A 15,870-nucleotide genomic window follows, 5' to 3' on the forward strand; every position below is an offset into this window, starting at 1 on the left:
CTGAACGACGGAGACACCCGTGTCGGAATGGCTTGTTCTCACTCTCGCGATGGCGGCCGCCTGCGCCGTCGTCCTGACCATCACCCTGCTCAGCAACCGCCGGATCCCCGATGACGACGACCCGTCCGAGACGCCCGACGTCATCGAGTACATGACGATGATGATCGGCGTGATCTACGCGATCGTGCTGGGCCTGGCCATCGCAGGCGTCTGGGAGGGCCGCGGCGCCGCCCAGGAATCCGTACGCATGGAGGCTCAGGCCCTGCACGAGGTCGACGCCCGCTCGGCCGTCTACCCGCCCGCAGTCCATCAGCGCATCCATAACGATGTGGAGACCTATGTCAGTTACGTTCTGGACACCGAGTGGAAGCACATGAGCGAGCACGGCGACCTCACCGACCGGGGTGCCCGACTCCTCGGCCAGGTACGCCGGGACGTCACCGACTACAAGCCTGCGAACGATCACGAGGGCCAGGCCTACCAGCCCCTGGTCGACCAGGTGGCCGCGGCCGACGACGCCCGCAGTTCACGGTCGCAGAGCGCGCAGGCGACGATGCCGGGGGTGGTCTGGTTCGGCCTGATCACCGGTGCGGTGATCACCGTCGGGCTGATCTTCACCCTGCAGATCCGGCGCTCCCCGAAGGAGTTGCTGCTCGCCGGGCTCTTCAGTGCGCTGATCGCCTTCCTGCTGTTCCTGATCTGGGACTTCGACGCGCCATTCGGCCGGGGTGTCATCTCCGCCACGGCCGGGCCGTTCCTCGATCTCTTCCCGCACGCCTCGAAATAGCCCCGGAGGCGCGGAGGCCTCTGGAACCTCCGAAATAGGAGCCCGAACGCCGGAGCGATAACCTCTCGGCGTGACAGATCAGCAGCCTCACCAGTTCGAACGCGGTACAGACGGTCCCAAGGTGATCGTGGTCGGGATCGACGGATCGCAGCCGTCGCTGCGGGCCGCCGCGTACGCAGCGGGGCTCGCCCGGCGGCAGAACGCGCTGCTCGCCATCGTGTACGTGCAGCCGGTGCTCTCCGGCGGGGTGTCCCTCGGGGCCCCTGTCGGGGAGACCACCGGGGAGATCGCCGAGGCACTGGTCGCCGAGATCCGGACCGCGACCGAGCGGGTCAAGGAGATATTCGCCGTGCGCTGGGAGTTCCACACCTTCCGCGGTGATCCGTACAACGGTCTGGTCACCGCGGCCGACGAGCTCAAGGCGGACGCCGTGGTGGTCGGGGCATCCGAGTCCGCCGGCCACCGGATCATCGGATCGGTGGCCGTCCGGCTGGTCAAGGCCGGCCGCTGGCCGGTCACCGTCGTGCCGTAGGCCGTGTCCGCAGTCGTGCCGTAGCCCGTGTCCGCAGAGTCGCGCCCGGCTCGCGACACCCGGCACGCGCTCTCGCCGCCGACCGCTCACCGTGCCGCTCGTCGCACCGTTCAACCGCTCGCCGCAGAGCGGCGCCCGGTCGCTGTCCCTGCCCGCCGTGCTGCGCTCGTATACGGAGGTGACCTCCACCCAGACCCGCCGCGGCACGGACGAGCGGGACCTCGTTGAGCTCCAGCGCAGCCACGGCGGCGCGCTGCTGCAGTTCCTGCTGCGCCTGACATACGGCGACCGGCAGCGCGCCGAGGACCTGGTACAGGAGACCCTGGTGCGCGCCTGGCAGCACCCCGAGGCCTTCGAGGGGCCGTACGAGTCGATACGGCCCTGGCTGTTCACGGTGGGCCGGCGGCTGGCCATCGACGCCCGCAGATCCCGGCTGGCGCGCCCGGCCGAGGTGAGCGTCCGGTTCCTGGACTCCACCGCCGCGCACGGCGATCCCGCCGAGCGGTCGGCGGCCGCCCTCGATGTCCGTGAGGCCGTACGGACCCTGAGCCCCGAACACCGGGATGTGCTGGTGCAGCTCTACTTCCGCGGGCTGAGTGTGCCCGAGGCCGCTTCGGCGCTCGGGATTCCGGCGGGGACCGTCAAGTCCCGTTCGTACTACGCCCTGCGCGCCCTGGGCCGCAGCCTGCCCGGCTATCCGGACGGGGTCCGCTGAGCCTCCGTGAAGCCGAGCCTGCCGGATGCCGAACCCCCGGTCCGCCGGAAGCCACTGGCTAAGGGGGGTAGCTCGCTCAGCAAAATATCGACAACTTTTGCATTACTCTTGCGCTCATGACGCGACGACTCTCTCAAGTTGCCAAGAAGGTTGGAGTCAGCGAGGCCACGGTCAGCCGGGTGCTCAACAACAAGCCCGGGGTGTCCGAGGCCACTCGGCAGTCCGTGCTCACGGCGCTCGACGTACTGGGGTACGAGCGCCCCACCCAGTTGCGCGGCGAGCGAGCCCGGCTCGTCGGCCTCGTCCTGCCCGAGCTGCAGAATCCGATCTTCCCAGCATTCGCCGAGGTCATCGGCGGCGCCCTCGCCCAGCAAGGACTGACCCCGGTGCTGTGCACGCAGACCAAGGGCGGTGTCTCCGAGGCGGATTACGTGTCGCTGCTGCTCCAGCAGCAGGTGTCGGGGGTGGTGTTCGCCGGTGGGCTCTACGCCCAGGCCCGGGCCCCGCACGACCACTACAAGCTGCTCGCCGACCGCCGGATCCCCGTAGTGCTCGTCAACGCCGCGATAGGAGACCTTGGCTTCCCCACCGTCTCGTGCGACGACGCGGTCGCCGTCGAACAGGCCTGGCGCCATCTCGTCTCGCTGGGCCATGAGCGTATCGGCCTGGTGCTCGGTCCCGCGGACCACGTGCCCTCGCAGCGCAAACTGCTCGCCGCGCGCGGTGCGGCCCTGGCCTCGGGGCGGGAGCTGCCGGATGAGCATGTCGTGCGGGCCATGTACTCGATCGAAGGCGGGCAGGCCGCCGCGGCCCGTCTCCTGGACCGCGGTGTCACGGGCATCATCTGCGCGAGCGATCCGATGGCCCTGGGTACCGTGCGCGCCGCCAGGCGCCGCGGCCTCGCCGTACCGCGGGACATCTCGGTCGTCGGCTACGACGACTCCGCCTTCATGAACTGCACCGATCCCCCGCTCACCACTGTGCGCCAGCCCATCGAGGCCATGGGCAAGGCGGCCGTCGAGCTGCTCGGCGCGCAGATCGCCGGGGGCGCGGTCACCTCCGACGAGCTGCTCTTCGAACCGGAGCTGGTGGTGCGGGGATCTACCGGGCAGGCTCCCGGCAGGGCCGGCACCGGGAACGCCACCCCCGTCATGGCTCCCTCCCTCTCCCAGGACTGACCCCGGGCGAACTCCCTCCCGTCCGACCCCTGCAACCCATTGTCGAGAACTTACGTAATTGGCGTGAGTTATTGCGGCCGTTCGCGGTTGGTGGTTGAGTGTGCGGCGCCGGACAGCGAGCAGCTGTAGGCGTCCCACGCTCATGGCCAAAAGGGGTCCACCGATGAGAAGTTACGGGTTCCGCCGCACATGTACAGCCGCGATAGCCGCCAGCCTCGCCCTCGCCGGGCTCGCCGCCTGCAGTTCCTCCGACAGCGGTTCGAGCGGGAGCGGCGGGAGGACCCGCATCACGGTGAACTGCATGCCGCCGAAGTCCTCCAGGACCGACCGGACGAACTTCCAGGCGGACCTGGCGTCCTTCAGGAAGACCCACCCCGACATCGATGTCGCGGCCCATGACGCCTTCCCGTGTCAGGACCCCAAGACCTTTGACGCCAAGCTGGCGGGCGGACAGATGGAGGACGTCTTCTACACGTACTTCACCGACGCCAAGCACGTCGTCGACATCAACCAGGCCGCCGACATCACGTCGTACGTCAAAGACCTCAAGGGGTACCAGGACATCCGGAAGTCGCTGCGCGACGTCTACACCGTCGACGGCAAGGTCTACGGGGTTCCGCGCACCAACTACTCGATGGGCCTCCTCTACAACAAGAAGCTCTTCGCTCAGGCCGGGCTCGACCCGGACAAGCCCCCGCCCACCTGGGACGAGGTGCGGGCCGACGCCAAGAAGATCGCAGCCCTGGGTCATGGCGCCGTCGGTTACGCCGACTACAGCGCGCAGAACCAGGGCGGTTGGCACTTCACGGCTGAGATGTACTCGCGTGGCTCCAGCGTGGTCAGCGACGACGGCAAGAAGGCCACCGTCGATACCGCGCAGGGGCGCGCGGTCCTGCAGAGCCTCAAGGACATGCGCTGGTCCGACAACTCGATGGGCAGCAAGCAGCTGCTGATCCTCAACGACGTGCAGCAGATGATGGGCTCCGGACGGCTCGGCATGTACCTTGCCGCACCCGACAACATCCCGATCCTGGTCAAGGAGAAGGGCGGCAACTACAAGGATCTGGCGCTCGGCCCGATGCCGGGCGGGCAGGGCACCCTGGCCGGCGGCGACGGCTACATGTTCAGCAAGAAGGACAGCCCCGCCCAGATCAAGGCCGGTCTCAAGTGGCTTGAGTACACCTTCCTCACACCGGGCCGCGGCTACATGAACAACTACCAGCGCACGGCCAGGAAGAACGACCCGGTCGGCCTGCCCGAGCCCCGCCTGTTCACCGGAGCCACCGACGCCGAGGACCAGCAGCTGAAGAAGAAGTACGCGAACGTGCCGGTGAAGAACTACGAGTCGTTCCTCGACGGCAACACCAAGCTCAAGCAGGACATCGAGCCGGCGAAGGCCCAGCAGATCTACTCCGTGCTCGACGCCGCGGTGTCCGCCGTCCTGACGAAACAGGACGCCGATATCGACCAGCTGCTCAAGGACGCGTCCGGCAAGATCGACGGCATCCTCGCCCGGGGCTGACGGTCATGAAGACCGCATCCCGAGACGCGGCCGTCCCTCCTCCGAGGTCCGCCGCCGCGCCGCCCTTCCGCCCCGAGCCGGGCGCGGCCGGCCGCCGGGGCGGCGGACCGGCCTGGCGCCAGAAGCTGGCCGAGCAGTCGCGGGCCTACGCCTTCCTGCTCGGCGGACTGCTCTGCTTCGCCCTGTTCTCCTGGTACCCGGCCGTTCGCGCGGTGGTCATCGCGTTCCAGAAGTACACACCGGGCTCCCCGCCCCATTGGGTGGGCACCGACAACTTCACGCAGGTCTTCCACGACCCGGAGTTCACCGCGGCCTGGAAGAACACCCTCACCTTCACCCTGCTCGCCCTTGCCATCGGCTTCGCCGTACCGTTCCTCATGGCGGTGGTGCTCAACGAGCTGCGCCACGCACGCGCCTTCTTCCGGGTGGTCGTCTACCTGCCCGTGATGATCCCGCCGGTGGTCAGCTCGCTGCTGTGGAAGTGGTTCTACGACCCGGGCTCGGGGCTGGCCAACGAAGCACTGCGCTTCCTTCACCTGCCGACCTCCAACTGGTCCAACGGCTCGGACACCGCGCTCGTCTCGCTGGTCATCGTGGCCACGTGGGCCAACCTGGGCGGCACCGCCCTGATCTACCTGGCGGCACTGCAGAGCATCCCCGGTGAGCTGTACGAGGCGGCGGAGCTCGACGGTGCGAACCTGCTCCAGCGCGTGCGGCACGTGACGATCCCGCAGACGCGGTTCATCATCCTCATGCTGATGCTGCTGCAGATCATCGCCACCATGCAGATCTTCACGGAGCCCTTCGTCATCACCGGCGGAGGACCGGAGGACTCCACCGTCACGGTGCTCTACCTCATCTACAAGTACGCGTTCCTCTACCAGGACTTCGGCGGAGCCTGCGCCCTGAGCGTCATGCTCCTGGTCCTGCTCAGCGCGTTCTCCGCCCTCTACCTGCGGCTCACCCGCAGCGACGACTGAGAGGAGCGCGACCATGCCTCCCAAGCAGGACGGGTACGCCGTGCGCACCCTCGTCTCCCCGCTCGCGCTGTCCAAACGACGCGGCAAGGCGGCCTACTGGACCGTGTTCGGCGCGGTCGTCGTCGGCTTCGCGCTCGCCTTCCTCTTCCCCGTGTACTGGATGGTCACCAGCGCGATGAAGTCCCCGGACGAGGTGACGCGCACGCCGCCCGGTCTCGTACCGGAGAAGTGGCACCTCTCCTCGTACACCGATGCCTGGAACCTGATGGACCTCCCACGGCACCTGATGAACACCGTGGTACAGGCCGCCGGCGCCTGGGTTCTGCAACTGGTGTTCTGCACGGCGGCCGCGTACGCGCTGTCCCGGCTGAAGCCTGTCTTCGGCAGGGTCGTACTCGGCGGCATCCTGGCCACCTTGATGGTGCCCGCGCAGGCGCTGGTCGTACCCAAGTACCTGACCGTCGCCGATCTGCCGCTGCTCCACACGAGCCTGCTCAACAGCCCCCTCGCCATCTGGCTGCCCGCCGTGGCCAACGCGTTCAACCTCTATCTCCTCAAGCGGTTCTTCGACCAGCTGCCGGGAGACGTCCTCGAAGCCGCCCAGATCGACGGGGCGGGCAGACTGCGCACCCTGTGGTCGATCGTGCTGCCGATGTCGCGTCCCGTGCTCGGCGTCGTGTCGATCTTCGCGCTGGTCAACGTCTGGCAGGACTTCCTGTGGCCGCTGATGGTGTTCTCCGACACCGACAAGCAGCCGATCAGCGTGGCTCTGGTGCAGCTGTCGCAGAACATCCCGCTGACCGTGCTCATCGCGGCGATGGTGTTCGCCAGCATTCCGATGGTCGCGTTGTTCCTGGTGTTCCAGCGGCACATCATCGCCGGCATCAGCGCCGGCAGCACAAAGGGGTAGCCGCAGGGAACAGCCCCCGCACGGTAGTTCCCTGCCGCCCCTCCTGTCCCGTCTCACTGCTCCCGCGCGCCGCCGCCCCCATCCTCCCGCCTAGGTCCTGTCCGGCCGCGGGGGCGGCGGCGCGCAGGCCTGCTCGCACATACCCCTTGTGGGGGCGACCGCCCACGCCCGAAAGGAAGCGCCGCATGGAAGCCAGCCTCAAGGAACCGTCCGATGACGACTGGTGGCGAAGCGCCGCCATATACCAGATCTACGTACGCAGCTTCGCGGACGGCGACGGGGACGGCACCGGCGACCTGGCAGGTGTCCGCGCCCGGCTCCCCTACCTCGCCGAGCTGGGCGTCGACGCCCTGTGGTTCACACCCTGGTACCTCTCACCATTTGCCGACGGCGGTTACGACGTGGCCGACTACCGCAGCATCGACCCGGCCTTCGGCACCCTCGTCGAGGCTGAGAAACTCATCAGCGAGGCAAGCGAGGTGGGCATCCGCACCATCATCGACATCGTGCCGAACCACGTATCGGACCAGCATCCATGGTTCAGGGCGGCCCTTACCGCAGGGCCAGGGAGCCCCGAGCGGGAGCTGTTCCACTTCCGCCCCGGACGCGGCGAGCACGGCGAACTGCCGCCCAACGACTGGCCGTCGGAGTTCCCCGGGGCACCGTCGTGGACCCGAGTGCCGGACGGCGAGTGGTATCTGCACCTGTTCACCCCCGAGCAGCCGGACCTCAACTGGGCCCACCCGGAGGTGCGCCGCGAACACGAGGACGTACTGCGCTTCTGGTTCGAACGGGGCGTGGCGGGTGTACGGATCGACTCCGCGGCCCTGCTCGCCAAGGATCCGCGGCTGCCCGACTTCGTCGAGGGCCACGATCCGCACCCGTTCGTCGACCGCGACGACCTGCATGACATTTACCGCTCCTGGCGGGCTGTCTCCGACGAGTACGGCGCGATCTTCGTCGGTGAGGTGTGGCTGCCCGACGCGGAGCGCTTCGCCCGTTACCTGCGCCCGGACGAGCTGCATACCGCCTTCAACTTCGACTTCCTTTCCCGCCGTTGGGACGCCGGTGAGCTGCGGCGCTCCATCGACGCCACCCTCACCGACCACGCTCCGGTGGGGGCACCGGCCACCTGGGTACTGTGCAACCACGACGTGACCCGGACCGTCACCCGCTATGGCCGCGGGGACACCGGCTTCGCCTTCGCCGCCAAGCGCTTCGGCACACCCACCGATATCGCTCTCGGCACCCGCAGGGCCCGCGCCGCGGCGCTGCTCACGCTCGCGCTGCCGGGCGCGGTCTACCTCTACCAGGGCGAGGAACTGGGGCTGCCGGAGGCGGAGCTGCCGGTGGACCGTATCCAGGACCCGATGCACTTCCGCTCGGGAGGCGTCGACCCGGGACGCGACGGCTGCCGGGCCCCGCTGCCCTGGGTCGCGGCTGCCCCGAACTACGGCTTCTGCCCGCGAGCGGAGCCCTGGCTGCCACAGCCCGACGGCTGGGCGCCCTACGCGGCCGACGTCCAGGCCGCCGACCCCGGCTCGATGCTGACGCTCTACCGCAGGGCCCTGGCCCTGCGCCGTATGGAGCCCGGCTTGGGCGACGGCCCCATGACGTGGCTCGACGCCCCCGCCGCGGTGCTCGCCTTCACCCGCGGTGATGGCCTGGCTTGTCTCGTCAATCTGGGCGACGCCGCGTTTGAACTCCCTGCCTCTGCGGAGGTGTTGCTGGAGAGCGGGCCCCTGGACGACACAGGCCGGCTCCCGCAGGACACAGCGGTGTGGCTCCGGATCTGAGGCAGGTTCTCACCGCTGCAACCGTTGCGCAGGAAGGAGGCGGTCGGACCGGGAGCTCCCGGTCCGACCGCCTCCTTCCTTACTCAGCCGTCAGCTTCCGCACGGATTCCTGATGATCTTGAATGTGGTGGTGGTGTTCTTGATGTCCTGCGCGTTGTCGCTGAGGTTGAGGCAGTTGAAGGTGACCTCGCCGACCGCCGGGCCCTGACCCGCCTCCGGCATCTCGTTCGCCCAGAGGCCGAAGCCGGACTTGGCGTCGAACTCGTCGCCGCTCTTGTGGGCTCCTGAGATGGAGACGTCGTCGAGGACGGTGTCCTTGATCGGGAACTGCGGCTGGCCGCCTGCGTAGTTGGTCTGGAACATGATGCCGCTGTAGGTGGGGTCGAGGATGTCGACGTTGCTGACGCGGATGCCCTGGAACACCTTGGAGGCGGAGAAGAGCCAGATGCCGGGGAAGGTCTGGCCGTTCCAGAAGTGGCCGCCCGCGCGGTCGACGGTGATGTTCTCGAAGGTCGTGGGATCGGTGCCGAAGCCGTTCATCGGGTAGCCGAAGTCCAGCGAGCTGATGGTGATTCCGGAGTAGACCAGAGTGTCCGCGATGCGGATGTTCCGGAAGGTGTTGTTGAAGCCGCCGTAGACGGCGACTCCCGCGGCACGCCAGGTCAGCAGGGTGGTGAGGTTCTCGTAGACGTTGTTCTTCTCGTCCGCGCCACCCGCGTCGATCGCGGAGAACAAGGCGAAGGAGTCGTCGCCGGTGGCCCGCGCCTCGTTGTTGACGACGTGGTTGTCGGTGGAGCCGTTGGTCATGTTGACGCCGTCGGCGAAGGTGTCGCGGATCCGGGAGTTCCTGATGGTCATGTTGTCGGTGTTGGCGCCCCAGTAGAAGCACACCGTGTGCTCGTTCCAGATGTTGTCGATGGTCATGCCGGCCACGTTCGAGAAGTCGAAGACCTTGCCGGGACCGTCGATGCGCGAGGTGTAGTTCCCGAAGAACGAGAAGTTCGCGAACGTCGAGCCGTTGGCCGTGTTGTCGGCCCGGAAGCCGGCATCCGTGTTCTCCTGGTCCGCCGGGGTGTGGAAGCGGGTGAACCAGGGCCCCGCACCCAGGATCTTGACGGCCTTGCCGTAGACCTGGAACTTGCTGGACGTCTGGTAGTCACCGGCCGGCAGATAGACGCCGACCAGCTTGCCGGTGGTGTCCATCCGCACCCTGTCCAGGGCGTTCTGCACGTCCTCCTGCGTGAATCCGGTCGGCACGGCATAGGCGGCCGGGTCCAGGTCGGGGATCTGTGCGGCCTGTTCGAGGCTCACGAAGTCGATCGCGTACTTCGAGCCGTTGGCCGCGTCCTTCTGCAGCTTGATCCTGCTGCCCTTGGGGACGGTGCGGCCCAACTGGATGTTCGCCTCGTCGTAGATGTGCCGCGCGGGACCCGCACTCGGCGAGTTGCCCGGGCCCGACTCGGATCCGTACAGCCAGGCGTACTTCGAGGTGAGGTCGATCGCCTTCAGGAACGTGCCGTCCACGTAGACGTCCAGCGTGTCGCTGGTGCCGCCGCCGCCCGCCGAGTCGGGCATCGAGAAGCGGGTGACCAGGGTGTTGGCGTCCGCCTTCGTGGTGAACTCCACCGAGGCGCCCGTGTCGTTGAGGGTGACGGCCTTGCGTCCCGAGGCCTCGCCCGCGAGGTCGCCGATCGTCCGGTTGGGGCCTACGGTCTTCGCACCGCCCGCGAGAACGCCGTCCTCCGCCTCGTACATGTCGTACGGCATGTCGGCCCCCCGCCCGATGAACAGCGGCTGGGAGCTGGTGTTGTTGGCCCGCTTGCCCGGGATCTCGTCGGCGTCGTCCGCGATGACGCATTTCACGGTGTACTTGCCGTTCGCGGCCGTCCAGCTGCCGAGGCTGACCGGGGTCGTGGTGGCGCCCGTCGCGATCGACCCGCCGTAGGAGCCGGTGAACGTCTTGACGACGCTGCCGTTGGCATCGGTGAGGGTCAGAGTGATGCCGTGGCTGCCGGAGGCGGATGCCACCGTGCCCTGGTTCTTCACGGCGACGGAGAACGTGACGCCGTCACCGGCGGCCGGAGCGGCGGGCGTCCAGCTCACCGGGGAGGCCACCAGGTCGGAGGTGTCAACGGGCCTGACGACCAGGGGGGTCGGGCTGTTGTAGGTGTTGTTTCCCTCGTTCTCCTCGATGACCTTGTTGTCCGGGTCGACGACCCCGCTCAACGGGTAGCTGCCCGCGCTGAGCGTGCCGATACCGGCGCTCACCGTCTGCGAGGCACCCGCGGCGAGCGCGCCCACCGCGGTGGTGGCTACCTTGGTCCCGCCCAGCTGGAACGCCACGCCGGTGGCGGCCGCGGCGGCCGAGCCGCGGTTGTGGACCGTGGCCGACAGGGTGATGGCATCCGATTCGACGGGGCTCTGCGGGGCGGCCGTCAGCCCGGTGATCTCCAGGTCGGGGTTGGGCGCGGGCGTCCCGAGGACCTGGAACTCCGCGACCTGCCCGCCCGTGGCTCCCGTGTTCGCGGTGAACTTCAGCTGTACGTCGGCGACTCGGGCACTCACCGGGATGGTGACGGAGTTCCCGCTCGCCGGGTCGAAGGCGTAGTCCTTGGCCGCCACGAGCGTGCTCAGGGAACTCGCGCCCTGCTCGCGGCCCAGGACCTCAATGGTCTGGCTGCGCGCCGACCAGACGCCGTCGGGGTTGAGCTTCACCACGACGGCGCTGGTGTCGGCGTTGGCGCCCAGCTTCACCGTCAAGGCATTGGGGTACGAACCGGGTGCGCCCTCCCAGTACGTGCCCGTGTTGTCGTCGTCGGCATTGGCCGCGACGTAAGTCTGCTGCACCGAAGAGGCGCTGACCGGCTTGCCCACGGCGAGGTTGGTGGCCGCGTCCGCGCTGCCTGAGCGGGTGACGGCCGGACTGGGCGGCGAGACGTTCCCTGCCGCGTCCTTGGCACGCACCGCGTAGGCGACCGTCTTGTGGGCCTGCGGCGTCAGCAGGTACGAGGTCCGGTCGGCGCCGGTGCTCGCCAGGCGCTTGCCGTTCGCGTAGACGTCGTAGCCGGTCACCTTGGCGTTGTCCGTGGACGCCTGCCAGCTGAGGGCGACTTCGCCGTGGGCGCGCGGGGTGAGGGCGGGGGATGCCGGGGCGATGGGGCGTTGGGTGTCACCGGAGGGCTTGGCGCGGGTCAGGGTCTTGCTGTCGGCGGACTGGTTGCCGACGGCGTCCCGGGCGCGCACGAAGTACGTGACCTTGCCGCGGGCCGGGGTCTGGTCCACGTACGAACGCGCGGTGGCGGGCAGGCTGGTGCGCAGCCTGCCGTTCGCGTAGACGTCGTACGCGGTGACGCCGTTGTCGTCGTGCGCCTCCTTCCAGGAGACAGTCGCGCTGCCGGAGGAGTTGTGGCCCAGGACCACGCCCGCCGGAGCGGTCGGCGGCGAGTTGTCGCCCTTCGCGGGGCCGTACACCTCCAGCTGTGGGAGCTGTCCCGCGGGCTTCCCGGCCGTCGTGGCGCTCTGCACGCGCACGTACCGGGTGGCGGTGACGCCGAGCGGGATGGTGGCCCGGTGCATGTTGCCGGTGGTGAACCGGTGGACCTGCGGGTCGCTCAGATCGGTGAAGTCGTGCCCGTTGGTGCTGCCCTGGACCCGGAGCAGCCGGCTGGTGGTGTGCCCGCCATCGGGCAGCCGCAGCACGGCCTCGGCGATGCGCCGGGTCGCACCGAGATCCGTCTGGACCCAGCGGCGGGAGGTGGTGCGCTCGTGCCCGTGAGCGAGATCGGCATGCGATGTCACGGGGTTGGAAGCGGCTGCGGCCGCTGGGGCGTGGCCGGGAAGGCCTATCGTCGCGAGGACGGCGGTCGCGAGGGCGGCGGTGGCCCGCCATCTGAGGTGTGGTCCGGTCATGGAACCTCGATCTTCGGGCTCGCCCGCGAGGACGGGGCGAGGCGCGGCTCTGAGTCGATCGTGGATCTGTGCGGTTTCCAGCAGAGGAGTGTCAACGAACGAGACAGTAACTCTCCATTTTTTGCGCTCAGTTGTTGAAGAATGCCAGAGCCGCATCGGGCGGTCTACGGTTGCGGCAGGGCGGATTGACCGCCCGCGCCCTCCAGTGCATCGAATAGTTGCACGGCAAAGTCAGGCTCTAGTGTACCGAGTCAGGAATTCCGCGTATATGTGTAGGCTTGTTATATGGCGCGGATGGGGCGGCCGAAGGCCGAGTTGACTCTGTCGGATGAGGAACGGGCCGCACTTGAGGAGTGGGTGCGGCGCCGTTCCACGCCGCAGGCGTGGGCATTGCGGTGCCGGATCATCCTGGCCTGCGCCGAAGGCACCTCCAACAAGGACGTGGCTACTCAACTCGGTTCCACACCACAGGCGGTGGGCCGCTGGCGGGCCCGATTCGTGCAATACCGAATCGCAGGTCTGGGTGACATGCCACGTCCGGGTGGCCCCAGGACAGTGACGGACGACCAGGTCGCCGCGGTCGTCACCAGGACGCTGGAATCCACCCCGAAGAACGCGACACACTGGTCGACGCGGTCGATGGCGAAAGAGATGGGTCTGTCTCAGTCGTCGGTGTCCCGGATCTGGCGGGCGTTCGGCCTGCAGCCACATCGCTCGGAGACCTTCAAACTGTCAACCGATCCGTACTTCGTCGACAAGGTCCACGACGTCGTCGGTCTCTACTTGGACCCGCCCGAACGGGCGTTGGTGTTCTGCGTGGATGAGAAGTCGCAGATCCAGGCCCTGGATCGGTCGCAGCCGGTGCTGCCGATGATGCCCGGTGTTCCCGAGCGGGCGACCCATGACTACGTCCGCGCCGGCACCACCACGCTGTTCGCCGCACTCGAGGTGGCCACCGGCAAGGTGATCAGCTCCCTGCACCGCAGGCACCGGGCCGAGGAATTCAAGAAGTTCCTAGTCAAGCTCGACAAAGAGGTGCCTGGCGACCTGGAAGTCCACCTCGTCTGTGACAACTACGCCACCCACAAGACACCCGCCATCAAGAAGTGGCTGCTGGCCCACCCCCGGTTCCACCTGCACTTCACACCAACCGGCTCGTCCTGGCTCAACCTCGTCGAGCGATGGTTCGCCGAACTCACCAACAAGCAGATACGGCGAGGCGTCCACAAATCCGTCCACGCCCTTGAGAAGGACATCCGCAACTGGATCGCCACCTGGAACACCGACCCAAAGCCCTACATCTGGACGAAGACCGCAGACGAAATCCTCGAACGCCTCGCCAGCTATCTGAACAGAATTCCTGACTCAGAACACTAGCGAGGGTTCGTCAACCTCTTGCGCTCTCAACTGCCCGCCATTACGGTCCTGTTGCATTGCCGTCACATCGGCCTCAGTGGTACACCCGCCCCCTCACATCTCCGCGGGCACGCCCCCCACTCGCACTCTCGCGACGAATGGACCACAAGGTGCCAAAGACAAGGCGCAGGACCGAGCTAACAACTGAGCCGCCAGGCTCCGTTCAACAACCGCACCCCCTCACACCACTCGCCGGAGCGCACTCCCCGCGCCGCCTCAGTCGCCTGGGCCGATCCGGCGCCGGCGCCTTCGGCTCCGCGCTGCTGCTCGCAGGCACACTCGCCGTCCTCGCGGCGCAGCCCTCGCACGCCGCCCCCGCCCCCGTCACCCCGACCACCTCGACCTCCCCGGGCACCGTGACCGGCGGCAGCGGCGCGAGCCTGCCGTACTCCGAGGTGCAGGCGGAGGATGCGGACACCAACGGCACGCGGAGCGGGCCGAGTTACCAGCAGGGACAGCTGGCCGACGAGGCCTCGTACCGCAAGGCGGTGACCCTCCAAGGCAGCGGCCAGTACGTGACATTCACGACGCCCGTCGACACGAATTCCATCGACGTCCGGTACAGCATCCCCGACACCTCTGACGGCTCTGCCTACACCGCCCCGCTCTCCCTCTCCATCGACGGCGCCGCGCAGGACGACCTCAGCCTCACCAACGCGTACAGCTGGTTCTACGGGAGCTACCCGTTCACCAACACGCCCGGCAGCAACCCTCACCACTTCTTCGACGAGACGCACCGGCTGCTGCCGAAGACGTATCCGAAGGGCACCACGTTCAAGCTGGAGGTGCCCTCGTCGGGCGCGGCCCCCTCGTACACCATCGACTTCGCCGACTTCGAGCAGGTCGCCGCGGCGCAGTCGCAGCCGTCCGGCTCGGTGTCGGTGACCGACAGGGGCGCGGACCCGAGCGGCAAGAACGACTCGACCGCTGCCTTCAACGCGGCGATCAGTGCCGCCGGCTCGGGCGGCACCGTATGGGTCCCGCAGGGCACCTTCAAGGTTCCCGGGCACATCGCCGTGAACGACGTGACGGTCGCGGGCGCCGGCATGTGGTACTCGACCGTCACGGGCGCGGCCCCCGGCTTCTACGGAAATGCGGCGCCGAACCCGAGCGCCGGCGTACACCTCAAAGACTTCGCGATCTCCGGCGACGTACAGGAACGCGACGACACCGCCCAGGTCAACGGCATCGGCGGCGCCATGAGCAACTCCTCCGTGAACGACGTGTGGATCGAGCACGAGAAGGTCGGCGCCTGGATGGACGGGCCGATGGACGGCCTGACGTTCAGCGGTCTGCGCATCCGTGACACGACGGCCGACGGCATCAACTTCCATGGGGGCGTCACCCGGTCGAAGGTCACCGGCAGCGACATCCGCAACACCGGCGACGACGGTATCGCCACCTGGGCGGACTCCGGCATCGGTGCGGACGCGAACGACACGGTCTCCGACAACACCGTCCAGCTGCAGATGCTCGCCAACGGCATCGCGATCTACGGCGGCCACGACAACACCGTCTCGGGAAATCTGGTGCGGGACACCGGCATCACCCAGGGCGGCGGGATTCACGTCGGGCAGCGCTTCACGTCGACGCCCATCGGCACAACGACGATCTCCGACAACACGATCGTCCGGTCCGGCAGCCTCGACCCGAACTGGAACTTCGGCGTCGGGGCTCTGTGGTTCGACGGCAGCCAGGGAGCGATCACCGGCCAGGTCGACGTGTCGGACACGCTGATCCAGCAGAGCCCGTACGAGGCCGTGCAGTGGGTCGAGGGCACCATCAGCGGCGTCTCCCTCAAGGACGTGACGATCGCGGGCACCGGCACGTTCGCGCTGCAGGAACAGACCGGCGGAGCAGCGTCGTTCACCAACGTCACGGCCACCGGCGCGGGCGGGCCCGCCCCCGTCTACAACTGCGAGGGCGGCAACTTCAAGGTCACCGACGGCGGCGGCAACTCAGGGATCGACCAGGCCCCGTACTGTGGCGCTATGCCCGACCCGGTCTACCCGAGTGCCTCGTCCCATTGACACCGGGCTTCCCGTAACAGCCGCAGCGCTCGCCATCCGGCTACGAACATGACCGGCCTGACAAGTCCTGGGCGAATCCGGGGTTTCCGGCCACG

11 protein-coding genes are annotated in these 15,870 nt (G+C 68.1%); 10 read left to right on the plus strand and 1 reads right to left on the minus strand.

The features are described 5' to 3' along the window. The first annotated feature begins 19 nt into the window (after nt 1–19). The 8 genes from OG452_RS02445 (at nt 20) to OG452_RS02480 (ending at nt 8,420) form a co-directional block, all read left to right on the plus strand. Nucleotides 20–787 carry a bestrophin-like domain gene (locus tag OG452_RS02445; RefSeq protein WP_327293930.1) on the plus strand — a complete coding sequence of 256 codons (768 nt, stop codon included), beginning with the start codon at nt 20–22 and terminating at the stop codon, nt 785–787. A gap of 70 nt (nt 788–857) precedes the next feature. Then, on the plus strand, nt 858–1,319 hold the full coding sequence (locus OG452_RS02450) for a universal stress protein (protein WP_327293931.1): 462 nt from the start codon (nt 858–860) through the stop codon (nt 1,317–1,319). A gap of 178 nt (nt 1,320–1,497) precedes the next feature. After that, nucleotides 1,498–2,034: a sigma-70 family RNA polymerase sigma factor gene (locus OG452_RS02455; protein WP_327299483.1), complete on the plus strand. Its 537-nt coding sequence runs from the start codon at nt 1,498–1,500 to the stop codon at nt 2,032–2,034. Nucleotides 2,035–2,150: 116 nt separating this feature from the next. Then, on the plus strand, nt 2,151–3,212 hold the full coding sequence (locus tag OG452_RS02460; protein ID WP_327293932.1) for a LacI family DNA-binding transcriptional regulator: 1,062 nt from the start codon (nt 2,151–2,153) through the stop codon (nt 3,210–3,212). 163 nt (nt 3,213–3,375) lie between these two features. Next, the gene (locus OG452_RS02465) at nt 3,376–4,734 is read left to right on the plus strand and encodes an ABC transporter substrate-binding protein (RefSeq protein ID WP_327293933.1); all 1,359 of its coding nucleotides are present in this window, start codon (nt 3,376–3,378) and stop codon (nt 4,732–4,734) included. Between the two features lie 5 nt (nt 4,735–4,739). Beyond that, complete coding sequence (locus OG452_RS02470) at nt 4,740–5,714, plus strand: carbohydrate ABC transporter permease (protein WP_327293934.1); 975 nt, start codon at nt 4,740–4,742, stop codon at nt 5,712–5,714. Nucleotides 5,715–5,727: 13 nt separating this feature from the next. Then, nucleotides 5,728–6,624: a carbohydrate ABC transporter permease gene (locus OG452_RS02475; RefSeq protein WP_327293935.1), complete on the plus strand. Its 897-nt coding sequence runs from the start codon at nt 5,728–5,730 to the stop codon at nt 6,622–6,624. Between the two features lie 185 nt (nt 6,625–6,809). Further along, nucleotides 6,810–8,420 (plus strand): glycoside hydrolase family 13 protein, encoded by a 1,611-nt coding sequence (locus OG452_RS02480; RefSeq protein ID WP_327293936.1) that lies wholly within the window; start codon nt 6,810–6,812, stop codon nt 8,418–8,420. 90 nt (nt 8,421–8,510) lie between these two features. Here OG452_RS02480 and OG452_RS02485 read toward each other — a convergent pair whose 3' ends face one another. Then, on the minus strand, nt 8,511–12,329 hold the full coding sequence (locus tag OG452_RS02485) for a CARDB domain-containing protein (protein ID WP_327293937.1): 3,819 nt from the start codon (nt 12,327–12,329) through the stop codon (nt 8,511–8,513). Nucleotides 12,330–12,623: 294 nt separating this feature from the next. Between OG452_RS02485 and OG452_RS02490 the strand changes: the two genes are divergently transcribed. Together OG452_RS02490 and OG452_RS02495 are read left to right on the plus strand one after the other, a co-directional pair. After that, on the plus strand, nt 12,624–13,706 hold the full coding sequence (locus tag OG452_RS02490) for an IS630 family transposase (protein ID WP_327299484.1): 1,083 nt from the start codon (nt 12,624–12,626) through the stop codon (nt 13,704–13,706). A gap of 149 nt (nt 13,707–13,855) precedes the next feature. Next, nucleotides 13,856–15,775 carry a glycosyl hydrolase family 28-related protein gene (locus tag OG452_RS02495; RefSeq protein WP_327293938.1) on the plus strand — a complete coding sequence of 640 codons (1,920 nt, stop codon included), beginning with the start codon at nt 13,856–13,858 and terminating at the stop codon, nt 15,773–15,775. Nucleotides 15,776–15,870: the final 95 nt, after the last annotated feature.

It is taken from the genome of Streptomyces sp. NBC_01197 (assembly GCF_036010505.1).
Lineage (GTDB): Bacteria > Actinomycetota > Actinomycetes > Streptomycetales > Streptomycetaceae > Streptomyces.